Origin of the sequence: Pediococcus claussenii ATCC BAA-344 (assembly GCF_000237995.1) — a bacterium.
Taxonomy (GTDB): Bacteria; Bacillota; Bacilli; order Lactobacillales; family Lactobacillaceae; genus Pediococcus; species Pediococcus claussenii.
In genome coordinates this window covers 348,561-370,538 of the sequence record NC_016605.1, presented here as the reverse complement: position 1 = coordinate 370,538, position 21,978 = coordinate 348,561, and the positions used below count along the sequence as shown (strand labels likewise).

The following is a 21,978-nucleotide window of genomic DNA, read 5'->3' as shown; positions in this document are numbered from 1 at the left end:
CATTTTTTTAGTCCTATATATTTTACCAGTAAATACAATTAAGGGGTTGAATTTGTTTTTTTCACAAACTTTCCTTAATCTTTACTATATATCGACAAAAAAAGAGCTAAATTACCAAGCTCTTTAACTTCGTTCTAGCATTCCTGAAACATTTTCTTTGATTACTTTTCGCCGTTTGCCCGTCAACATAAATACAGTGATTAACCCAAAAACGATAATTTGAATAACCGTTGTTTCCCATTCAAAAAGGTTCGGTTTATCCATAAATGTTGTACCAGAAGCGATGAAAGACAGAGCATCAATTAGAAAATGAAACACAATTGTTGATAGTAAATTATTTGTATAGAAGTATATGACCATGAACAACCAGCCAGCAGCAGCGGCACTTAACATTTGATCAACAGTTCCCAAAACGTTTTGTCCTGCAAACATATTATCGAAATGCCAAAGACCAAACAGAAGTCCGCCAATTCCGACGCTCCATTCAATAAAGTATCTTCTCAAGAAAGAATGTTTACTATTTTTAAACGCGAATAGTAGTAATAATCCTACAGCAAACCGCCAAAGCCACTCTTCGGCTATTCCCGCCTCTAAGCCTTGAAACGCCATGTGCCAAGTTGGACTCTTAACACTAAAGTCATATTTAAACAAAGTTGTACTAAGTTTTTCACTATATGCAAAAGCATTATAAATAACGTACCAAGCCGCAAACAGAAGTAAAAATAAGTTGGTTGACCAACTAGAATTTTTACTAAAGCTAAATTTAGGTAATCGAAATCCCCATTCAATCATTAAAACACTAATCATCACAGCAAATGCAACGGCTCCGACTATTCCTGTATTTTCCAGCATTGAAAGTGTCTTATTTCCCATGTCCATACTACTGTAAAAACTATACATTCCCACCAACTGAAATAGAACTAATGCCATCATTAATACTCTACTAACAACCCATTTTATGTTCTTTGTAATTACAGCAATGGTTGGGATATACATAAAAATTCCGTAAATAAACAGTAAGACAAAAACTGCAGTTACATTCAAATGTAACCATTTGTGCAGGGCGCCCATAACAAATATATTTTCCGTCGGTAATATTGAAAACATGAGAACAAGGGTCATTACAATATAGTAAATTTCCATGAAAAACTTTACTAGTTTATTACTAGATCGTAACCACTTATTCTCATAATGACGTACTAATATAATCATCGCTACTAGGACCGATGCCACAATTAGTCCAATAATATTTTCAAATCTTATAGTAGTACCCTTTAATAATTCATATGTTGTCGTACCAGCAACGATAAGCTCAAACGTTAACAACTGTACTATCAACAACCAATACATCAGTTTCTGATGTGTCTTAAAAAAAGAAGAATTCAATTTACCTACCTACCCATTCCTAATAATGAGCCAATAATTCCACTCAATCCATATTTTTTGTAACTAGTATCCTCTTGCTTGTAGTTATTTAACATATTAATTAGATCGTTAAACTCTTCTGGTAACGAAAAATGTGAATTAAGTTGATCGATAATTAATTCCTTTTGCAACATTCCTAATTCAAAGCGACTTCCACCACTTTTTAGTTCATAATAATCTTTTTCCAGTTCATTAATCAAATCAGCGTGTGTTGTGTCATCCAAGCTTAGAATAGCTGCTTCAAGTTTTTCAATAATGATATTTAACTGTTTTCTTTCATTAGCACTAGTCAACAGCGATTTTTTCATTCATCTTGCTCCCCTAAAATTAATGTAGGAATCATATCACAATAGTGAATGTTTAACATAAAAAATGCAAAATCGTCAAATAATCAACGATTTTGCAGAAAACAACACTTTATACTCAATTCGAATTATCATTAGTACCGAATAAAGAATATGACAAGGAGGAGTATAACTATGAAAAATAAGTTTAAAAAACTTAATGAAAAAGAACTAAGTAAGGTCAATGGTGGGAAGTCACGATTTTCATTCTTACTGGGTAGTATTTCATTCTATCGCCCAAGAAAACGCAGAAGATAATCACTTTTCTAGAATAATATTTGCATAAAACATTTGATTTATAATTTGTATTTCAAAATCCAAAAGTTCACTTTTATCAACTAGCACGGAAACCGTATTCAGTCCGTTTCCATGTCCATTTCCTTTGGTTGTGAAACCGTCTTTTATCAAATTGGAGATAGAAATGTTTTCAACATTTTGAATACTATTTGCAATAATCAATTCATTGTGATCATTAAATGAAATATACGCTAGTATAACTTTTCGTTGTTCTGATAGTTCAGCTTCTTCAATTGCATTATCAATTAAAATACCAAGTATTCTAATTAAATCTATACCATATTTATCAAGTAATGGTAGTTCTTCTTTGATTTCAATACTGAACTTAATCTTATTTTGCTTTGCATATATGTATTTCTGCAAAATAAGATTTTTAATTCCAACGTTTTTTATATAATTTAAAGCACTAACTTCTTCATTTACGTTGATAAAACTTTCACTACTCTTATTAACATCATCAACGTATTTTTGAAGACCACTCCAATCTTTTTCGTGAACATAACCGTCCAAACTCAACATAATATTTTTAAAATCATGCCTAAACTTTCTGGTACTTACAATCTGTTTTTCAAGTTCTTCATCAAATGCCCGAATCGATTCTCGATTTTTGCCCAATTCCTGTTCTGCTAGCATTCGCCTATTGGCTTTAACTAAAACAAAAATGGAAAGTAACACACCAACTAACATTAACAATGTTACAGTTGGCACTATTACTAAGAAAATGGGCCCTGTTTTATCTCTAAACGAATAATAAATAAAAAGGAATGTTCCAACCAAAATCACTATAAAAAATGCAAAATATCCCTCATTAAAATTATCGATTACCTGATTAAATCCCTTTAGATTCTTTTTGACGAATTTTTGTATTCCAAAGTATACTAATAGTACAGCGACTATAGTGGTTAGATACAACATTATTCCATAGGCATTATCACTTAATCTAAATTGTATATATGCTTGATACCACACCATTCCAATCAGTGCTGATAAGGATATAACGAGTAAAAAAGTAAAAAAAGCGACTCCAATAAACAACATTATGAAACGACTTCGCTTAATTACTACTAAATATAGTATTGAAATCAAAACAATAACTAGTAAAAACCAGTCTCCCATATTCAACATAAAATCCGTAGCAAAATAGAGTATTCCACCAACAACTGAAAAAATTGCTAATAAATACTTGTTAACACTCAATTCATCATCAGCATCTTCCATTAGTAAAAAGGTTATTAAGATAAATGAGACACCCAAAATCATATCGGGCAAAAAAGTTGTAAAAAGAATTTGACTATTCATGTGTTCTTTCCTTATGAGTCTCTCCAAAGAGAATCCTTGCGCTTTTTAAATTTCTAACAGAAATGTTGACACTTTCACCATTTTCAAATTTTAGTAATCTTAAGACTGTATCAATTAAAATTGCATTTTTCATATTAACTAAAAAGCTATTACTGCACCTATACAGATCTGGATTATCCTTTTCCACTTGTGAAATCGATTCAGCGAATGTTGTCATTCCACTTTTGGTGTACAAAATATTTTTATGCTCCCCACTAATAGTTTCTAAGTAGAAAACGTCTGATAATGGAATTACTTTATTACTATTCCCGCGTTTGTACCGAAATAATTCGTCCCCACTTTCAAGAACGTTGGTATATTTCTCATATCCCCGAGTCAGTAGCTCCCCAACTTTTTTCTGAATTACATCCAATCCATCGTCCTTGATAACAAATCCGAGTGGTTCCACACTTCGTTCCATTGTTGCAAGCAATAATTCGTTATGGGTTGTAACAAAGACAATTTCAGCAAATGGAAATTGTTTTCGTAAGCTTTGTCCCAAGTCCAAACCATCTTCCTCAAAGCCACTGTATTCAATGTCTAAAAAAAACAATGGATACTTAATCTTTAAACCTGCGATAGCTGAACGAAGTTCATTTGGATTACTATATGTACCTCGAAAATTAATAGATACATCCTTCATTAACAAATAATTTTTCACGATTTTTTCATATTGTAGACGCTGTTGCGGATCATCTTCACACCAAACCACTTCCAACATAATAGTCACCCTACTTCTACCATCCATATTATTAACATTATTATAATCTTTGTTTAAGAATTTAAAAATAGGGTTAACGAATTTCCATTCGCACCCTATGAAATCAGCATAAATGCTTAATCATCGTTTATCTTCCCTCCAATATTCGTTGCTTCCAAATATTAAAGTAAGTATTCCTCCCCACCACAATCGCCATCTTACCACTCATTCCATATCGTAGTTCGCGCTTTACTTTCTTAGTAGGGTTTAACTTCACCTTAACTTCGTATAACATGTCTTTGCCACGTTGTTCTGGTGAACTTGCAATGCTCTTTATTCTTCCTTTAATACTAGAGTTAATATACTGGTTGCCCTGAATATTAAATTTAACCGGTTGCCCTGAAGTAACACCAGCAATCTGGTTAACATCCACCCAGGCATCTAGTTCCAACTTAGTATGTTCGTTAATCGGGGGAACAACACTAGCCACGGTGGTGCCACCGGCAATGTATTTTTCACTTTGCACATTTTGATTTAAATGCAGTACCCCAGAAGCTGGTGCCTTAATTACACTTTCCTGATGTTTATGTTCTGCCACTTCGATACTCGCATCAATATCCTGTATCGACTGCGCGGTACTATCTTGTAACTTTGCGACTTGTTCCAGCTGATCTGTTTGTAAGTCAGTTAACTGTTCATTTATTGACGTAACCTTCTGACTACTGGCATTCGGTTTTAACTGTCCGTTTAGCTCTTGCACTTTATTCAAATAGTTAGCTAATAACCAGTGATATCCGTAAAAATCTTGTTGCGGAATCGTATTACTATTGGTTGAAACTCCCTGTTGTAAGCTTTGAATGGTATCCAACTGGGTTTGTAAATCGGCCTGTTTTTGTTTAAGAGCCTGTAAATTAACCGATCCCTCAAAATCATCCTGTTTCACAATCACTTCACCTTGATGGACTTTTTTACCTTCTTGCAGTTTATTGGCGATAATTTTAGTTCCCGTTGGTGCCTGAATATCAGCGATTATGGTGGCGGGCTCAACGGTTCCCACTCCCTGGGCTGTAATTTCCTTTTTGGCAAACAACGCGAATAGCAATCCACACAATAATACGATCACAATTGGTAAAATAATCATGGTAGCGGGATTGCTGTATCTACGATGATAAAATTCCGAGCTTTCAAAGTTTTCCTGTCTACTCATCATTACTCCTCCAATAATTGATAATATTCGCCGTGTTGTGCCAACAATTGTTCATGTGAACCGCTCTCAACAATTTCGCCGTGTTCCATTACTAGGATGTTATCAACTTTTTTAGCAATGTTTAACCGATGGGCAATGAAAATCAACGTTTTATTCGGCATATTTAAGATATTCTCAACCACCTTTTTCTCAGTTAAAACATCTAAACTACTCGTTGATTCATCAAAAATCATAATCGGTGCATCCGTTAGTAATGCCCGTGCAATCGCAATCCGTTGTTGCTGTCCACCTGACAAGCCACTATCTTGCGATATTTTGGTATTATATCCGTCTGGTAAATGTTTAATATCCGCGTCTACTTCCGCCATTTTAGCCGCCCACACAATTTTATCCATGGAAAAAGCACCCTTCAATCCCAAGGCAATGTTTTCGGCAACCGAAGCGGAAAAAATATAGGGTTTTTGTGGTAAATAATTCACATTATCCCGAATAACAGTTACATCAATACTAGCTAGTTTAGTAGTTCCAAGCGCAATTTCACCACTTGTCGGGTTGTAAAAATTCACTAACAGTTTTACTAAAGTGGTTTTACCAGAGCCACTAAAACCAACAATTGCTAATGAAGTTCCAAACGGAATCTTTAAGTTAATATTATGTATGACTTCTTGCCCATATTTATATTCAAAGGAGACATCTTTTAAGTTAAAATCACCGTTTTGTTGAGTAACTTTTAAAGATCTCACTTCGCGTTCTTCATGTTGTTCACTAGGTACCATGAAAATCTGATTTAAACGCATATTCGCTATTTTAGCCGTTTGAATACTGTTTTGTAGATTAACAATCGCTTCCACTGGCTGCGTGAAATATCCCAACAATGCATTGAAAGCAATCAATTGCCCCATTGTGATATTGTTATGCATTACAAGCAAAGCGCCGAAATACAGAATGCCACATCCATTACCAGTTGGGTCACGTCTTTTAAGTTTTCTTGCACAATCGTGGTAATTCCGTATGAATAATTTTTATGTAACATATCTACAAATTCATGATCAATTTTTCGATATCGTTGTTTTTCAACATTAAGTGACTTGATTGTTTCCATTCCATTCAAATCTTCGATAATTGAAGAACTAAGTACAGCCCCACTTTCCATCCGCTCATTATTCAGACGATCGAATAATTTCACAAAAGACCACACAATGATTAGATATAACGGTAGTGCTAAACATGAAATCAAGAACAGTTTAACGCTGATAATGGCTAGTGTAATTCCCACTAATAGGATCGTTCCTACATTTAAAAAAGTCGAAATGGCCGTACTGGCGAGGGTATCAATAATGTTACTGGCGTCTTCAAAACGAGAAGTTATCTCCCCTGTTTTTCGTGTCCCAAAAAATGACATGGGCACTTCAAAAAGATGCTTAATGTAGCTTAGCAGTAAATCGATTGAAAGTCGCTGCCCTAATACTGTCGAAAGATAACCCTCCACATAGCCAAAGATACCATGAAAAACGTATGCAACTAGCAGTCCTAATGCAACAATGCTTAGCGTTCCCACCATGCCATCTGGAATATATGTATCAATTAATTGTTGCAAAAAGAACGAGCCACCAATCGAAATTAATGTTGAGAGGGTTGCCGCTAAAATAATCGTAGTGACTAAGCTTTTTTGTTTAAAAATTAAACCTGCCAGTGACCACAAACTATCTTTATTATCCTTAGTGGGCTTATATTCCGGAGCAGGTGCCATAAAAATCGTAACACCCGTCCAAATCTTCTCGAAATCAGCGTACGACATCTTCTTAATTTTATCTACTGGATCTGGATCAGCTACTAATAGATAATTTTTATGTATTTCAAAGACCACCACATAATGTAACATGCCGTTATCTTTATCCACATGCGCAATAAATGGTAATGGTACTTCGGATTTCTTCATCTTGAACAAACTCATATCAGCTTGGACGGCTTGAGTTTCAAAATCTAAATGTTCCGCAGCTTTAACCAGTCCTAAAGCGGTCGTTCCATCTTTGTCAGTTTGTGCAACGTCTCTAATGGAAGCAATCGAAATATTTGATTTGTAGTTTTTGAAGATCATGGCTAGAACAGCAGCACCACAGTCGGCTTCGTCTAGTTGTTGTACGTAGTGAATAGTCATTTTTTCTCCTTTCATGATTAAAGCCTCCATGGCTAACAGTTATAATGTTAAATTTTACATGGTTTATGTTTAAAAAAGATAAAAACTGCAAAATCGTCGAAATAATGACAATTTTGCAGTTTTTGTGCAGAGTACCAAAGGTCGGTTTACAATTTACTTTATTAAATTTAATTTATTTAAGTTTAATTTACTTTTTTGAAAGGAGATGACTTACATTGACCTTTAAAACGATTGATTTAGTTTATCAAGAAATTGCTGAAGAAGATTTAAAATCAGTAATTGGAGGAAAATCCAAAAAGAAAAGCCATTGGTGGACTCCGTGTGTTCAATTTGCTCAAGGATTTCTTGATTCATTCTAATTTAAAATTAGATATCATCGTATTTAGTTATTCAAATTATAGGGGGAATTTAAATTATGGAAAATACATTAATCATGAATAATCAATTTGCAAGTTTGTCATCTAAAGAATTAGTTGATATTGATGGTGGCAAAAGAAAAAGCAGGGCATATACCGCCGGATATTATACCGGAAAAAGTGTTCAGGCTGGGGCCGTTTTATTAGGAGCATATGCTGTACTTTTTTTATAACAAACTAGCCTAATATCTACTTAGGAGATTAATACATGAAAAATAAAAAAAAGCATTTGACAAAAATTAGTTTGATATCAATTTTATTAATGATGTATATAACAGAAAATCACACAGATAATATTATTGTTGAAATTTTTTACGCATTGGCTACAATTACAATTATTTTTAATTTAATCGCATCAATACGTTCGTTTAAGAGAGAATAAATAAAATCTATAAGCCAATCATTGTTTGAGTAATTTCATTATGATTCACAATATAAATACTAAATAAGTTGCGCTTTATAATTAACAGGAACTAAAAAATTTAAAGTACCCCCTGAGTGTTATATTATTCCGTCTAACACTCAAGGGGTACTTTACTTATCTCTTGTAAATTACTGAAAAATGGTTATCATTCAATCCTAAATCTTCAGGTTTTTCTTTTTTCCAACCGTTAACCAAATACTCTCGAATTATAAATTTTATATCTCTAGTCTTAATTGAAATATATGAGAAAACACCTGTAAAAATAATTAACACTTACCAAGTATCTTCTGAATAAAAACATTCTGCTAAAACTGTCTTTCCTAAAAGAAGCTAAATCCTAATTAGGATAACCCGTTGTCAATTTTTATTTATTGACTTTTTGCTTATGCTTTAGCCAAGATGATATGTATATGACCGTTGATACAACTACAATAGTTCCAACCAACTTTGGTATCCAATTTGGGAAAATAAATGTACTTAACACACTAATTACCAAAATGATTCCAGAAAAAATCATTAAATATTTTTCTTTCATAAAATCAGCCGCTTTCAAAACGATTTTGCATTTTTTTACAAAGAATTTAAGTATAATAAAACAAAATCCCCGCTAAAATTGCTTAAACATTAATAAAATTCCCACAACAAATAGGGCGACTCCAAAAAAACCAGATCCTAATAATGCTAGCGGTATAAAATTTGATGCACTTTTACCACCTTTCCCCTTTAAAGTTAAAAACGATTTATAAATTGTATAAAACTCCCAAGCACCTAGTAATAAAAATACAATACCTGTCAATCTTTCTAACATATCATCTTTCTCCTCAATTTCATTAAATCGCACCTACTCTTAAAAGTGAGTTTTCAACGTTAGTCCTGCTTTATCAATAGATCGTCTTAACCTTGATACATCCTTTTTTGCCTTGTCATATCCTCATTAATGAAAAGTAATACCAGTCATAATTAGCCCCACCGCCAACGCACGATCACGATATTTCTTACTATCAATCTTAGTTTCATCTACGTCATCTTTGACAAAATTAAAAATATTGACCAACTCTGGCTCGATTTCATGATTTTTAATATAAGATTTTGAAATAATTCGTGTTAAATCTGCTGCAATTCTTTCGTAATCCTCATGATCTTGAACTAATTTAGCTACGTTAAAGAGAACTGCCTTCATCTTTTCGTCTTCAATAATCTTTTCATTTTTAAAAGCTTTATCGATTAAATCAAATAATTGGTCATATTTTTCGTCCATCGTAACTACCCCCACACGTATTTAGTTACATAAAATATACCATTAAACAACTTAGGGTTAAATATCTCAGCAAACATTTCACTCATTAACATCTCTCGTTCTGCTATCAGCGCACCTAAAACTACTAATAACACAACAGACTGCCATTATTTTTTCATCTTCATATCCTTTATCCCCCATAAAAGTTAAACGAAACGCAATATAATTATTCAGTTAATGCTAATGCAGATTAATTAACAATATTAAAAAACTGCAAAATCGTTGTTATCTCGACGATTTTGCAGTTTTAGAATGTATTTTATAAACTAAGATTATCTCTACGTCCGTATCCCATATACAGATCTGAGAGTTGTGACAAGAATTGTACCCCTGATGCAGATAATTTTGCTTCCATAGCTATGCGACTCAAGTTCCTTTTCAGACTTTTAGCAATTCTTTCATCCAATTCGCCATTATCTAAACTGGCCTGTGCATTCAAATATAGAATTCGTTCTTTGTCAGGTATCGTAATATCCGTGGACATTGCCCTCATGCTGTCCCATAGTGTAACTTTCTTTTCATTCATCCCATGTTCCTCCTGACATTAACCCAAAATGTATTCAATCTTAATTCCTTCAAAATCGCCGGCACTCACTTATCATTTTTCAAATTCAGTATCTTTAGAGTTTCCCATATATAACTTCTCAAATATATGAAGTGTTTCGAAGAAAATGTAATTGTACTTCCAGTTTTATTCGTTTTCAAAAGTTTTGTAATTATAATTACATTTTTACTAAAAATCATAAATTTGCTAGTCATAATTAGTTTTTTTATGTTTATATCTTCATAATGTATCACCAAATCCTTACAAAAAAAGCAAAGACCAATTCACAGTCTTTGCTACTATTTCCTTCTTAAACTATCTAGAATCCCGCCTTCTCTAGCATTGGAAGTACATCTTTCTTGCCATCATTCGGAATTTTCTGTGCAAAAACCTCTAGTCCTAAATTATGGAGATCACGAATAGACTTTGCCTCACTTGGTCCAACCGCGATTGCATCAGTAATCAACGTCATTCCATCAGAAAATGCTAAGCTCCCAATATCAATACCTAATCCTTTAAGTTGTACGCCACCATTAACCAGCTTCAGCATATCTTGCACTGTTTCTGTTAAAAGTAGTATCTTAAGACCATCAAACTGAGGATCATCATAAATATCTAACATACGATCAACCGTAATAACATTTGTCCCAACCCCTGGAGGTGCCGCTTGCGTAATTAATGTTTTACGTAAATCATTATCTGCAGCAGCATCAGACACTACCAAAATACGATCTGGAATAATAGTTTTTGCCCATGAAGTTGCAACTTGCCCGTGTAAAAGACGACTATCAACACGCGCCAAACGAATATCCATTGTCATGTTTTAATCCTCACTACCATTTTGTAATTCAAGATGTCGAACCCCTGCCTTGGCTGTTGCTTCTAGGTGAGGTACAACCTGCTTAATATCTTGATCACGAACTGTAAAAGCTTCTACTAACATTGAAAGGTTTAGTCCGGTCACTAATGACATCCGATCAATATTGTCTGCAACAATTCGACTAGCGATGTTGAATGGAGTTCCACCATATAAATCAACTAAAAAAACCACTTGGTCATCAGCATCAAATTGATCTAATGCCTTTTGGTATTTATTGGCCAACTCATCAGGACTGTCTCCCCGTTCAAAAATAACCGACTCAACTTTCTCCTGCTTTCCGAAAATCATAAAAGCTGAGTTCTTAATACCTTCAGAAAAATCACCGTGACTAGCAACAACATAAGCAATCATAAAATTGAAACTCCTTTTTTAATTTGAGATTAAATGTCATATATCAAATTACTGAACTAAAGTATCTGAAGTCATTGTATCATTTTTTTCTTGCCAAGTTTCAAGCAATTTATAAATATAAAACTCCTCACTACTAGTTAGTGTTATTTGCACTTTATCAAGGTATTCATGGTTAGCATTTTGAACTAACTTAAGCCATTCCTGCCCTTGAATTTCACGAATCTCATCTTCTGTCGCTGGAATTGCAGTATTAGTCAACGCCCGTTCAACTGCACCACCTAAATGCATGATCAAACTAATCTTAAATGGATCATTGAACTTAACATGTCGTTGTTCTTCAAGATAACCCACATAATTCCACAAAATTGAAGTGAATTTATCTGGGTTAATAAACATAAAATAATCAGACAAATACTTGCGACATACTTCTTTAGAAACTTCTGTATTACCAATGTTTGTTACCCAAGCCACTTCACTTCGTTCAACCAGTTGACGCACAAACTGCTCGCCGCCTCCTTGAAGTAAGGATTGTAATGCCATGAACGGAACCCCAATCTCCGGATCCATAACACCAGTTGCTGCTATAACCGTGTACTGTTTATTAATCTCAGTAATTCTTTCCTTCATATTAACAATTGAAATTGGAATGATCTTGACATCTTCAATTAAATTTTGAACTAACAATTGATCCAATAAGTTCTTAATCCGCTGGGCAGTCCCTTCACCGGTTGAACAAATAGCAATAACGGCCTTCGGTTTATTTGGCAAAAGACGTTTAACATCCGCGTCATCATCTTCAATTTCTTTTTTTGAACTAGCAACCCTTGAATAACCATGAAACTCACGTAACTCAGAGTAAATTCCGTTCAGATCACTTTCAATAAATGAGGCCTTTCGCGTCGCTTCCAAAACCATTGCCGTGGTAACCATGTCAATTACTTGAACCGGGATTTGAGTTTCCTCAGTAATCTTAGGAGCAAAAGTACTTAACGATCCCATGTCCACTAATAACAACACACCGTTACCTTGGTTAGCATCGCGTACTTTTTCAACAATTCCGCGGTAAGCAACCTGCGGATCAACGTCCAACGGCATATCATAGGACTCTACTGAATTATCTGATAATAATTGTGAAACTACTTGAACCATTGAACTAGCGGTACTACTACCATGTGCTGCAACAACTATTCCCACATTTCCCTTCGAAGGCGCCATCTTGAGTGAAATTATCAATATTGCAAGATAATAGCTCTCAGATTCAGGAATTGGCATATTATACCGTTCTTCCAATTGTTCCTTAATGGTATTCGCTACTTCTAATTCGTCCGGATAATCCTTAACCATTGCAACTAAATCATTGCCCATTAAACGCATTGGCTTCCCAGATTGAATTCGCTTGATAAACGAACTAATGTGTAAACTCATTGCATAAATAAAGTTATCTCGGAACTGGTAATTCAGCTTACTTTCGATTTGAGGTTGAATTTCCTTTGAAAACTCGATAATGTCTGAGTCCACAATCTCTGCTAATTTATTTTCAGTGGACTGTGTAATAGCATCTTCTTTATAGAAAGATTTTAAATGTAAATTAATATCCGTTGTTATGAAATTATTAATGTGTTCCTGATCTAAACCTTCCTCCCTCAACATGGTAGCTTTATCGCCGATAATTTCATATAAATTATACGGGAGTTCATAACTATCATTGTGATTAACGGGAAGTGAACGTTTGGAATCAGGTTTAATTGTCATATAGGGTTGTAGCAACTTTGAAATCTCGCCAAGCTCTCGTCGATCCGATGCAAGATGTAATAATCCATCTTTAATATTGCTTGGTAACTTGTCAGACGTAATAACAATCTCATCTTCATTATCAATATTGTTCAAAAATCCCTGTGCACAAACTAACTGAACGTTTGATTTTAATTGTCCAACATTCCCGTAAGTTACACTACCCAGTAGTGCTTGAACAACATCTTCAGTTAAAGTGATTTGCTTATTGGTCCGATTAGCTTCGATTGTTAATAGTGAACGAAGTAATTCAATTCGTTCTTGTGGACTACGTTTGTTAAACGAAGGAAGTTGAATTGTTATTGGAATTCGTCGTACAAAGGTTTGCAATAATGAACTTTCGGGGTCTTCCGTTGTAGCACATACCAAACGCACATTTGCATGATGTGTTTTAGCTGTTTCCCCCAATCGACTATATGTTCCATGATCCATAAAGTAGAAAATCATTTCCTGACCCTCTGGTGGAAGTCGATGAACTTCATCAAGGAAAAGCATGCCACCATCTGCCTCTTGAATGAGACCCTCTTGGTCATCGTTAGCTCCGGTAAATGAGCCTTTTGTATAACCAAAAAGATGCGACATCAATAACTCTGGATTATGAGCATAGTCTGCGCAGTTAAAAGTTATTAATCCCTTTGCTCCAGGCATTAACTTCTGACTTTTGGTATATTCAAACATTGCATTAGCAAAAAACGTTTTACCAGAACCGGTTGGACCGATAATTAAAGTGTTCAATCCTCGTGGAGGATACAGCATGGCGGCCTTTGCTTGCTCGATTTGATTATGCATGCTGGAATTGCCACCAATCATGTGGGTTAGCAAATCATCTGAATACTGAAGAATCGTTGTCTGTTGTGGTTCATTTTTTATTTCTTCATCTGTATGTTTATTTGTTTGAGCAAACCCTGATTCATGTTCTTGTGTATTCCTAGTTTCGTCGAGTGTGTCAGATAACATATCAACCAACGCCACACAATATTGAACTGGACGCCCCGCAGACTTTAACAACTTGCCTTGACGAACTAGATCGTTAAGCTCCTTACTAACGTTTGGTCGAGCAATCTGTAATGAACTAGCCACCGCAGCCGTTGTTAGCCCATCATTGCCCATTGCGTCCACACTTTGTACTGCCATGGTATTCTCAACCATATATTGATATATACGCTCTTGTCTTGTCATTTCTTCGTCCTAACTGTATTAATACACTAATTGATACAATACAGTTTAGCACAGTGCAAGTGTTTTAGTGTGTCAGAACTGCTGCAACTTTTCTTGCATAAACTCTATGGTGTTTACCAATTAAAGCTAATTACAATTGGGCCATGCTTTTAACCATTCCATTTCGAGAGTATATGTATGGATTAGTAATACCCTTGGGTACGTTCGAATTAAATAAAAAGCATCTAATTAGGTGTATACCCTAATCAAATGCTTTGCATTATTTTATTTACTAAATCTTTTTGTTTTTTCTACCAAACCGAAACAAATTTTTTATTCCCCGTCCAAGCACCTGGAAAAATGTCAAAGATTTAACTATTTTCTCAGGTCCAATATAGATCCTAATTGCTCGTAAAACAGCCTTAGGATCTCGTGCAGAGAAGGAATATGTGCCATTTCTTTTTGTTCGAAGTGCAAATCTAGGAATCCAACGGCCATTGAACATAACAGATACAATTACAGTATCTAGCTCTTCCCAAGGAATCTGAATAAAGTTTTTCAAATTTTTATCAGCAAAAAATTCAAATCCTTTATCTCCAACCATTATTTGCCCATAATCTGTAAGTCCAAGATGAGAAGTGCCTTTAACTACTAGATCGGATTTCGTATTAATTGATTGAACCATTAAAATAACTCCATTCTTAATTTACGTTAATTATAAAACAAACTCTCGTAACGTTAAACCATCACGAGAGTTTTAAAATCAATTTAATATTACATTAAACCAATAACATGAAGTACAACACCGATTACGAACAAACCAAGGATTTGGACGATTGGTGAAACACCCTTCTTTAATAACCACATACAGATAAGAGTAATACCCAAGCCTGCTAATCCAGGGATCAAGGCATCAAGGTTATTTTGTAATGTAGTAACCTTATTGCTTGTTAGTGACAAACCAGCAGCCTGTTGTGTCAATGCTGTTTGAACACCCTTCATTCCATGAAGATTATTCCAATCAATATATGCTCCCTTTTGAAGCTTAACAGTTGAGACAACTGGAAGAAACTTCACAACAACCCAACGATTAATCAAGGAACCCAAGATAAACATACCAAGGATTGAAGCACCTTTGGTAACATCTTGCAATAGACCACCTGACATATCCTCAGAGATACGTGAACCTGCACGATAACCAAATTCTTGAGTATACCAAGTAAATGCCATACGAATTAAGTTCCAACCAAAGAAATAAATCAAAGGTCCAAGAATATTACCACTAATAGCTAATGAAGCAGCAATTGCTCCAAGAATTGGCCTTACAGTAAACCAGAATACTGGATCACCAATACCAGCCAAAGGACCCATCATACCAACTTTAACACCTTGAATTGCAACGTCATCAATTGGAGCACCATTGGCACGATCTTCTTCAAGGGCTAAGGTAACACCAATAATTGGTGAAGCCAAGTAAGGATGAGTATTAAAGAATTCCAAATGACGCTTTAAAGCAGCAGCACGGTCTTCTTTAGTTGTATATAGTTTTTTAAGAGCTGGGATCATTGTATATGCCCAACCACCATTTTGCATACGTTCGTAGTTCCATGAACCTTGAATGAATGTTGAACGCCACCAAACATGGAGACGATCTTTTTTAGTTAACTCTATTTTATTATCAGCCATTATTTTTCTCCTCCCTTAATAGTTATCGATTATATCGCCGACCTGGTCACCAGTACCAGATCCACTGTTACCATTACCACCATTGCTACCGCTACCACCTTGTTTTGAAAGTGATAGGTAAATAAGAGCCAATGATAAACCAATAGCACCAAGACCAAGAAGTGTAAGTTGTTGGATTGTAGCTAGTACAAAACCAATTGCAAAGAATGGCCAAACTTCACGTGTTGCGATCATGTTAATAACCATTGCGTAACCTACGGCAACTACCATACCACCACCAACGGATAAGCCGCCTGTCAACCAAGTTGGCATTTGAGCAAGTAATCCTTTAACGGGGCCAGCACCAATTGCAAGAATTAATGCTGCGGGAATAGCAATACGAACACCTTGCATGCAGATAGCAATAACATGCCACATATCAACCTTACCAAAACTACCTTCTGCTGCTGCAGCATCCATTAAATGAACAATAGCTGTAGCAATAGTACGTGCAATAATTGTTAGAAGTAATCCGGCAACGGCAAGAGGGATAGCAAGAGCGATAGCTGAACTAATGCCTGCCTTTCCTTGTCCACCAAGTACCAAAATAATTGCAGAAGCAATAGATGCCAAGGCGGCATCAGGAGCAACGGCAGCTCCAACGTTTGCCCAACCAAGAGCAATCATTTGAAGTGAGCCACCTAACATAAGACAGGGAATTAGTTGACCAGTTACCAAACCAATCAAGGTACAAGCGACAACCGGTTGATGGAATTGAAATTCATCAAGAATACCTTCCATACCAGCTAAGAACGCTACAATAATAACTAAGATTATCTGAATAGCATTTAAGTTCATGGTAATTTTTCCTCCATATTTTAATTAATTATTTTTGTTCATTTAACATGTTTTGAGCTTTTTTAAGGATATCATCAAGGTTACCCCTACCATCTGAAGGAACCTTACGAACATCAAAGCTAACACCATCTGATTCTAACTTCTTAAATGTGTCAATATCCTTTTGATCAAAAGCTAAAACCTGATTAGGTTGAACTTTTCCTGTTGAATGAGCCATCGAACCAACATTGATTTCCTTCAAAGGAACTCCGCCTTCAACAGCCCGTAAAGCATCTTCTGGTGTTTCAAAAAGCAAAAGTGCTTTTTGTCCACCGAAGTGTTTGTCATCCTTAGCTATTTTAATCATTTGCTCAATCGGAACAACGTGTGCCTTGACCCCAGCAGGAGCAGCCTGTTTGATCAAGTTTGAACGAAGTTCGTCCTTTGCAACAGCATCGGATACAACAATAATCCGAGTTGGATTAACAGATTTTGACCAAGCTGTTGCAACTTGTCCATGCAATAAACGTGAATCAATACGTGCTAATCCATATTCAAGGCTTCCTGGTTGTCCAGCATTGGCAGTAGAAGCAGCGGCAGCTTTAGGAGCTTCCTTTGGTGCTAATTCTTCTGGACGAATTTTGACACCATCTTTAGCTGTTTCAATGATATGAGCAGCAATTTCTTGTGCACTCTCCATTGATAAGCGTGATGCGTATGCCTCAATTAGCATTGGTAAGTTCAAGCCAGCAACGATCGCCCACTTGTCCTTGTGTTCTTCAAACAAGTTATTAACTTGATTGAATGGAGTTCCACCCCAGAGATCGACCAAGAATAATACTTGGTCTTGGTTATCGAAAGAAGCAACTGCCTCTTCCAATTTTGCGTGAATGTCGTCAGGTCCTTCACTTGGCATCAATGTAACAGCTTTTACATTTTCTTGTTGTCCGAAGATCATTGATCCGGATTGCAAGATACCATTAGCAAACTCGCCATGACTAGCAATGATAATCCCTACCATTTTCATACCTCCTATTTTGTCTTGCTACGGTTGAATTAAAATATCGAATAATGTCAAAACCAATCCGTAACCTTTTCATCTTGTTGCGGTATCAACTGACACACAGTCAATTTGACCACCCACTTATATATAAGCAAATACCGTGCCAAAATACACTAATCGCTATAAGTGCTTTTTGTAAGGCTTTTCATAAATACACTAACTCACTTAATACAGTATTGTGTATTAGTTTTGTGTATTTTTTAAGCAAAATTTAGTATTTTTGAACTTCTGATCCGCTTTTTAAGGTTTTATTTACTATTGTGTATTAGTTACAACAAACTTTTCAGTCTATTTTTAAAGCGAGTATAATGTATACTATATTTTAGCAATTACATATTTATAGGAGGATTAACATGTTTAACTTTTCAGTTAGCTTTATCTTTTTCTGGATCAAGGCACGTGTCGATGTTGATACAACTGCTTTGAATGTCCGAACGCCAAATCTACTATTAGGATTTATTCCATCTGGTCGTACCAGTCAAAACGTTTCCATTAACACAATTTCTAACCCAAAGGTCCATTCAAAAATCAGCTTTATTCCATTATTGATTGGAATAATATTACTTGCTTGGGGAATTTTTGAAATGATGGGAAACGGAATGATCCTCGGAATTATTCTCGCTATTATTGGCATTTTGATTGGAATTTCCGCATTTCAAAGTGCACTTTCATACGATGCTAATGGGAAAACACATGAAGTCATTGCTCCTTTCTTTCAGAAGAGTTCCTTGGAGGATATTCGCAAGAGCATTCAAACTCAACTTGATGAACTATCAAAGGTCGCTGCAGCAAAGACTGATGATAACTCCAAACAATTCTTAGAAGATTTGTAATATCAAATTTTTTCTACGTACTTAATATTTTCTCATTAAAAACTAGTCATTTACTTTTGACTAGTTTTTTTATTTTTCCAACGCAATATAAAAACCCATTACAATGGTTAATTAAGATCCACCATCTATAACGGGTTACATATCTTTTATTAATAATTTAGAAAGACATTGGCGATTATATGATATATAGGTGTTTACCCACGGATTATATGTTACGGCTATGACATATAGAAATAAAGCTTTATTTTTTTGCCTCCTTTTGGCCAAAGAACCAAAGATAGGCACCATACATAGCATTTATTAACATAATGATTTGTAAGATAAACATTGAGGTTGAAGCCGGACTTGATATTTGTAATTGGTTAAACCAAATAACCACATTAATACCATCCAATGCAATCCATGCCACCCACTGAGATCGATAACCATATGTCATCAATACCATTCCCACAATTCCTAAAGGTAACAGGGTAGCATCCAAATAAACTTGAGTTCCATTAAGTTGCTTACTAAAGAATAAAACAATTAAATAAATTGTAATTGTGACTACAAGCCAGAATAATCCTTCTAACCAGCTGAAACTCCGTGATACTAATTCCTGCTTATCTGTCTGTTGTTCTATTTTATTGTTCCAAACTGAAATCCCAACAAACTGCATAACTAAATAAAATGTTTGGGAAGCAATATCTCCAATGAGTCGATTATTTAAAGCTATGATAAGCCAAACGGCACACCCAAGAGCTCCCCAACTATAATTGGTCAATCTCCCTTGATCAACAAGTATTAGATTTAAAACCACTGCTGTACTGGTAACGAGACCGATCCAACCGGCAAAACTAAAATCGTGTCCCAAAATAAATGTTGCAAAAGTTGCAATTAGCATAATAAGCATTATAACTTTAGTAGTTTTTCGCAACGTTTTTATTTCACTAACATTCCGCTTAAAACTAAATGCCTGTCCAACGGCATAGGGTAATTTCTTTATGCTCGTGAATAATTTCGAAAAAAGTGTATTGGAAATATTTTGAGGCAAGTTTGTACTATTTTTCATAATGTAAAAATCTCCTTAGTTGTTTTTAGACAGCCGTGTTCGGAAGCAACGCTGTAAAATCATATAATCGCCTGAAATTCAGAATATACTTTTCAATTTTTACTGTCAAACTGGCCACAGTATTCCAACAAATCTCAATATAAGACCCGCAACAACCAATTGCTTTTATGTATAATGCGCATTAACCATGAACATCACGTCAATGGCGCACTTGCTTCAGCCCCCAAAACGGATCTGAAGTATAACAAAATCTAAATTTAATTTTTGAACTAAATAGCGGAGGCGTAAGAAAACAAGTCGAATGATTCCACTTAAATACAAGGACCAAACGACGAATAGCCCATCATCATTTGGCCCTTTTTCTTCGCCCATAGGAATGGACAGCATTATGAGTATTAAAGTTCTGTATAACAAAACATTTGATGTTAGCAAGCTATTAATGCTCGTCATTTTTCGATTTATGTCTTACTCTTATTCCTATACATTTCTATTAATTTTGTACCACGTCATCTCTATTCAAAAGCTGTACATCGCATCCACTTTCTACCTGTCGATCAACGTAGTTTTCTCCCCATTTGCACATTAAATTCAACACTGTGCTTAAAGAATGACCATATTCAGACAAAGAATATTCCACTTTAGGAGGAATCTGACTATAAACCTTACGGTTGATAATCCCATCATGTTCAAGCTCCCTCAACTGCTGCGTAAGCATCTTTTGCGTTATGTTTGGAATCACACGTTTTAGCTCGCCAGTTCGCATTGCTTGATGCCGTATATGACATAAAATAATTGGTTTCCACTTTCCACCAATCACTTCCATCGTTGCCTCCACCCCTATATTATAAGTTTTCCCTTCATTTGCATCCATTTAAATCACCCTTATATCAAATTATTACTTTTTTGTACCTATAGCACTAAAAAGTACGTAGTTGTCTATTTATTACGTACCAGTATAATACATATCATTGTCACAAAAAACAAATTAAAGGAGAGATAATATGAAATCAAGTAAAATTTCACCAGGTTTAACTTTAGCCGCCCTTGCAATTAGTGCTTTTGCAATTGGCTCTACCGAATTTATCAGTGTCGGATTAATGCCATTGATCGTAAAAAGCTTTGGTATTTCACTTAGTTCAGCTGGGTTAACCGTTTCAATTTATGCACTTGGTATCACTTTTGGTGCACCAATCTTAACCGTTCTAACAGCAAATTGGGACCGTCGCCGCTTAATGTTAGTCATTATGACCATTTTTATAATAGGTAATCTAATCGCCGCTACCGCATCAAGTTTTGGCATGTTGCTTGCAGGTAGAGTTGTTGCTTCACTTGCACACGGAATATTTATGTCAATTTCTTCCATTATAGCTGCCGATGTTGTGGCTCCAGACAAACGCGCTAGTGCAATTGCAATTATGTTTACAGGGCTGACTGTTGCCACCGTAACTGGTGTTCCTCTTGGTACCTTTATTGGACAACACTTCACATGGCACTGGTCGTTTATTTTTATTGCTATTATTGGTTTAATCGGTTTAGTTTCCAACTATTTTCTAATTCCAAATAACTTACCTCATCCCAAAAAGCGTCCAGACTTACACGGATTTAGTCGTGTATTATCTAACAAACCGATTCTGTTAATGCTTATTATTACAGCATTGGGATACGGAGGGACGTTTACTGCATATACTTATTTAACACCAATACTAGAATCGTACATGCACTTTAGCTCAGGTGCCGTTGTTATAATTTTGATTATTTACGGAGTAATGGTAGCAATTGGAAATACCCTTGGAGGACGATTTGCTAATAGTGAACCACTTAATGCCTTAATCGCAATGTTTGTAGGTCTGACTGTTGCCCTACTCCTACTGTTTGTCTTCATTCATGAGAGCATTTCAGGATTGCTATTAGTATTATTAATGGGACTGTTTGCCTTTATGAATGTACCAGGTCTCCAATTATATATTGTTCAACTTGCCGAACGTTACACTCCCGATGACATTGGCCTCGCTTCAGCACTCAATATCTCTGCCTTTAATGTCGGAATAACCTTGGGATCATTCGTTGGCGGCCAGGTTACTTCTTCGCTTTCGGTTACTTTAACCCCATTATTTGGGGTAGTTATGGTACTGATTGCAATTTTAATTATCGCTATCCTTAAAAAAATGATGTTTCATTCAGACAATTCATTATAAGCAC

General features: G+C 35.3%; 23 protein-coding genes and 1 pseudogene. 6 read left to right on the top strand and 18 right to left on the bottom strand.

Annotation, left to right across the window (positions count from 1 at the left end; translation table 11 throughout):
- Positions 1-123: 123 nt before the first annotated feature.
- On the bottom strand, positions 124-1,386 hold the full coding sequence (locus PECL_RS01705; protein WP_041534550.1) for a CPBP family intramembrane glutamic endopeptidase: 1,263 nt from the start codon (positions 1,384-1,386) through the stop codon (positions 124-126).
- Positions 1,387-1,391: 5 nt separating this feature from the next.
- Positions 1,392-1,733 (bottom strand): hypothetical protein, encoded by a 342-nt coding sequence (locus PECL_RS01700; RefSeq protein ID WP_014214869.1) that lies wholly within the window; start codon positions 1,731-1,733, stop codon positions 1,392-1,394.
- Positions 1,734-1,904: 171 nt separating this feature from the next.
- On the opposite strand from PECL_RS01700, the gene PECL_RS09805 reads away from it, so the two are divergent.
- Positions 1,905-2,027: a bacteriocin gene (locus tag PECL_RS09805; protein WP_014214868.1), complete on the top strand. Its 123-nt coding sequence runs from the start codon at positions 1,905-1,907 to the stop codon at positions 2,025-2,027.
- On the opposite strand, the gene PECL_RS01695 is transcribed toward PECL_RS09805, so the two are convergent.
- The 4 genes and pseudogenes from PECL_RS01695 to PECL_RS01680 all read right to left on the bottom strand — a co-directional run bounded on the left by PECL_RS01695 (position 2,028) and on the right by PECL_RS01680 (position 7,469).
- Positions 2,028-3,365: a sensor histidine kinase gene (locus PECL_RS01695; RefSeq protein ID WP_041534549.1), complete on the bottom strand. Its 1,338-nt coding sequence runs from the start codon at positions 3,363-3,365 to the stop codon at positions 2,028-2,030.
- Complete coding sequence (locus PECL_RS01690) at positions 3,358-4,125, bottom strand: LytR/AlgR family response regulator transcription factor (protein ID WP_014214866.1); 768 nt, start codon at positions 4,123-4,125, stop codon at positions 3,358-3,360. Before PECL_RS01690 ends, PECL_RS01695 begins: the two co-directional genes overlap by 8 nt.
- Before the next feature lie 127 nt (positions 4,126-4,252).
- Positions 4,253-5,311, bottom strand: coding sequence for an HlyD family efflux transporter periplasmic adaptor subunit (locus tag PECL_RS01685; protein ID WP_041534548.1), 1,059 nt, complete (start codon positions 5,309-5,311; stop codon positions 4,253-4,255).
- Positions 5,312-5,313: 2 nt separating this feature from the next.
- A pseudogene (locus PECL_RS01680) lies at positions 5,314-7,469 on the bottom strand (peptide cleavage/export ABC transporter).
- A 215-nt stretch (positions 7,470-7,684) separates the two neighbouring features.
- Between PECL_RS01680 and PECL_RS10130 the strand changes: the two are divergent.
- Genes PECL_RS10130 through PECL_RS10125 form a run of 3 tightly spaced genes read left to right on the top strand, consistent with a single transcriptional unit; the run spans position 7,685 to position 8,267 of the window.
- Positions 7,685-7,828 (top strand): hypothetical protein, encoded by a 144-nt coding sequence (locus PECL_RS10130; protein ID WP_014214864.1) that lies wholly within the window; start codon positions 7,685-7,687, stop codon positions 7,826-7,828.
- Between the two features lie 56 nt (positions 7,829-7,884).
- Positions 7,885-8,058 (top strand): hypothetical protein, encoded by a 174-nt coding sequence (locus tag PECL_RS10210; protein WP_014214863.1) that lies wholly within the window; start codon positions 7,885-7,887, stop codon positions 8,056-8,058.
- Positions 8,059-8,093: 35 nt separating this feature from the next.
- Entirely contained in the window at positions 8,094-8,267 is a 174-nt protein-coding gene (locus tag PECL_RS10125; protein ID WP_156681820.1) for a hypothetical protein, read from the top strand.
- 649 nt (positions 8,268-8,916) lie between these two features.
- On the opposite strand, the gene PECL_RS01670 is transcribed toward PECL_RS10125, so the two are convergent.
- The 10 genes from PECL_RS01670 to PECL_RS01625 form a co-directional block, all read right to left on the bottom strand.
- Positions 8,917-9,117, bottom strand: a complete 201-nt coding sequence (locus tag PECL_RS01670) for a hypothetical protein (RefSeq protein ID WP_014214859.1) — start codon at positions 9,115-9,117, stop codon at positions 8,917-8,919.
- Positions 9,118-9,243: 126 nt separating this feature from the next.
- On the bottom strand, positions 9,244-9,567 hold the full coding sequence (locus tag PECL_RS01665) for a bacteriocin immunity protein (protein WP_014214858.1): 324 nt from the start codon (positions 9,565-9,567) through the stop codon (positions 9,244-9,246).
- 298 nt (positions 9,568-9,865) lie between these two features.
- Positions 9,866-10,132: a hypothetical protein gene (locus PECL_RS01660; protein ID WP_014214856.1), complete on the bottom strand. Its 267-nt coding sequence runs from the start codon at positions 10,130-10,132 to the stop codon at positions 9,866-9,868.
- Positions 10,133-10,469: 337 nt separating this feature from the next.
- Positions 10,470-10,970 carry a PTS system mannose/fructose/N-acetylgalactosamine-transporter subunit IIB gene (locus PECL_RS01655; protein ID WP_014214855.1) on the bottom strand — a complete coding sequence of 167 codons (501 nt, stop codon included), beginning with the start codon at positions 10,968-10,970 and terminating at the stop codon, positions 10,470-10,472.
- A 3-nt stretch (positions 10,971-10,973) separates the two neighbouring features.
- Positions 10,974-11,381 carry a PTS sugar transporter subunit IIA gene (locus PECL_RS01650; RefSeq protein WP_014214854.1) on the bottom strand — a complete coding sequence of 136 codons (408 nt, stop codon included), beginning with the start codon at positions 11,379-11,381 and terminating at the stop codon, positions 10,974-10,976.
- 48 nt (positions 11,382-11,429) lie between these two features.
- Complete coding sequence (locus tag PECL_RS01645) at positions 11,430-14,351, bottom strand: sigma-54-dependent transcriptional regulator (RefSeq protein WP_014214853.1); 2,922 nt, start codon at positions 14,349-14,351, stop codon at positions 11,430-11,432.
- A 271-nt stretch (positions 14,352-14,622) separates the two neighbouring features.
- Positions 14,623-15,015: a DUF956 family protein gene (locus tag PECL_RS01640; protein ID WP_014214852.1), complete on the bottom strand. Its 393-nt coding sequence runs from the start codon at positions 15,013-15,015 to the stop codon at positions 14,623-14,625.
- A gap of 89 nt (positions 15,016-15,104) precedes the next feature.
- Positions 15,105-16,016: a PTS system mannose/fructose/sorbose family transporter subunit IID gene (locus PECL_RS01635; protein ID WP_014214851.1), complete on the bottom strand. Its 912-nt coding sequence runs from the start codon at positions 16,014-16,016 to the stop codon at positions 15,105-15,107.
- 15 nt (positions 16,017-16,031) lie between these two features.
- Entirely contained in the window at positions 16,032-16,853 is an 822-nt protein-coding gene (locus tag PECL_RS01630; protein ID WP_014214850.1) for a PTS mannose/fructose/sorbose transporter subunit IIC, read from the bottom strand.
- A 28-nt stretch (positions 16,854-16,881) separates the two neighbouring features.
- Complete coding sequence (locus tag PECL_RS01625) at positions 16,882-17,853, bottom strand: mannose/fructose/sorbose PTS transporter subunit IIA (RefSeq protein WP_041534546.1); 972 nt, start codon at positions 17,851-17,853, stop codon at positions 16,882-16,884.
- 395 nt (positions 17,854-18,248) lie between these two features.
- Between PECL_RS01625 and PECL_RS01620 the strand changes: the two genes are divergently transcribed.
- Positions 18,249-18,728 (top strand): hypothetical protein, encoded by a 480-nt coding sequence (locus PECL_RS01620; protein WP_014214848.1) that lies wholly within the window; start codon positions 18,249-18,251, stop codon positions 18,726-18,728.
- A gap of 241 nt (positions 18,729-18,969) precedes the next feature.
- Here PECL_RS01620 and pnuC read toward each other — a convergent pair whose 3' ends face one another.
- Together pnuC and PECL_RS01610 are read right to left on the bottom strand one after the other, a co-directional pair.
- On the bottom strand, positions 18,970-19,779 hold the full coding sequence (gene pnuC, locus PECL_RS01615) for a nicotinamide riboside transporter PnuC (protein ID WP_014214847.1): 810 nt from the start codon (positions 19,777-19,779) through the stop codon (positions 18,970-18,972).
- A 490-nt stretch (positions 19,780-20,269) separates the two neighbouring features.
- Positions 20,270-20,650, bottom strand: coding sequence for a winged helix-turn-helix transcriptional regulator (locus tag PECL_RS01610; protein WP_014214845.1), 381 nt, complete (start codon positions 20,648-20,650; stop codon positions 20,270-20,272).
- Between the two features lie 130 nt (positions 20,651-20,780).
- Here PECL_RS01610 and PECL_RS01605 point away from each other — a divergent pair, with 130 nt between their 5' ends.
- A complete protein-coding gene (locus PECL_RS01605) occupies positions 20,781-21,974 on the top strand; it encodes an MFS transporter (protein WP_014214844.1) in 1,194 nt (397 codons plus the stop codon).
- Positions 21,975-21,978 lie beyond the last annotated feature (4 nt).

What these genes read in the sequence shown, in the direction of transcription:
- PECL_RS01665 (WP_014214858.1), bottom strand. Translation starts at nt 9,567, where the DNA reads ATGGACGAAAAATATGACCAATTATTTGATTTAATCGATAAAGCTTTT.
- pnuC (WP_014214847.1), bottom strand. Translation starts at nt 19,779, where the DNA reads ATGAAAAATAGTACAAACTTGCCTCAAAATATTTCCAATACACTTTTT.
- PECL_RS01630 (WP_014214850.1), bottom strand. Translation starts at nt 16,853, where the DNA reads ATGAACTTAAATGCTATTCAGATAATCTTAGTTATTATTGTAGCGTTC.
- PECL_RS01655 (WP_014214855.1), bottom strand. Translation starts at nt 10,970, where the DNA reads ATGACAATGGATATTCGTTTGGCGCGTGTTGATAGTCGTCTTTTACAC.
- PECL_RS01650 (WP_014214854.1), bottom strand. Translation starts at nt 11,381, where the DNA reads ATGATTGCTTATGTTGTTGCTAGTCACGGTGATTTTTCTGAAGGTATT.
- PECL_RS01625 (WP_041534546.1), bottom strand. Translation starts at nt 17,853, where the DNA reads ATGGTAGGGATTATCATTGCTAGTCATGGCGAGTTTGCTAATGGTATC.
- PECL_RS01635 (WP_014214851.1), bottom strand. Translation starts at nt 16,016, where the DNA reads ATGGCTGATAATAAAATAGAGTTAACTAAAAAAGATCGTCTCCATGTT.
- PECL_RS01690 (WP_014214866.1), bottom strand. Translation starts at nt 4,125, where the DNA reads ATGTTGGAAGTGGTTTGGTGTGAAGATGATCCGCAACAGCGTCTACAA.
- PECL_RS01645 (WP_014214853.1), bottom strand. Translation starts at nt 14,351, where the DNA reads ATGACAAGACAAGAGCGTATATATCAATATATGGTTGAGAATACCATG.
- PECL_RS01660 (WP_014214856.1), bottom strand. Translation starts at nt 10,132, where the DNA reads ATGAATGAAAAGAAAGTTACACTATGGGACAGCATGAGGGCAATGTCC.
- PECL_RS01640 (WP_014214852.1), bottom strand. Translation starts at nt 15,015, where the DNA reads ATGGTTCAATCAATTAATACGAAATCCGATCTAGTAGTTAAAGGCACT.
- PECL_RS09805 (WP_014214868.1), top strand. Translation starts at nt 1,905, where the DNA reads ATGAAAAATAAGTTTAAAAAACTTAATGAAAAAGAACTAAGTAAGGTC.
- PECL_RS10125 (WP_156681820.1), top strand. Translation starts at nt 8,094, where the DNA reads ATGAAAAATAAAAAAAAGCATTTGACAAAAATTAGTTTGATATCAATT.
- PECL_RS01695 (WP_041534549.1), bottom strand. Translation starts at nt 3,365, where the DNA reads ATGAATAGTCAAATTCTTTTTACAACTTTTTTGCCCGATATGATTTTG.
- PECL_RS01700 (WP_014214869.1), bottom strand. Translation starts at nt 1,733, where the DNA reads ATGAAAAAATCGCTGTTGACTAGTGCTAATGAAAGAAAACAGTTAAAT.
- PECL_RS01620 (WP_014214848.1), top strand. Translation starts at nt 18,249, where the DNA reads ATGTTTAACTTTTCAGTTAGCTTTATCTTTTTCTGGATCAAGGCACGT.
- PECL_RS01685 (WP_041534548.1), bottom strand. Translation starts at nt 5,311, where the DNA reads ATGAGTAGACAGGAAAACTTTGAAAGCTCGGAATTTTATCATCGTAGA.
- PECL_RS01605 (WP_014214844.1), top strand. Translation starts at nt 20,781, where the DNA reads ATGAAATCAAGTAAAATTTCACCAGGTTTAACTTTAGCCGCCCTTGCA.
- PECL_RS01670 (WP_014214859.1), bottom strand. Translation starts at nt 9,117, where the DNA reads ATGTTAGAAAGATTGACAGGTATTGTATTTTTATTACTAGGTGCTTGG.
- PECL_RS01610 (WP_014214845.1), bottom strand. Translation starts at nt 20,650, where the DNA reads ATGGATGCAAATGAAGGGAAAACTTATAATATAGGGGTGGAGGCAACG.
- PECL_RS10210 (WP_014214863.1), top strand. Translation starts at nt 7,885, where the DNA reads ATGGAAAATACATTAATCATGAATAATCAATTTGCAAGTTTGTCATCT.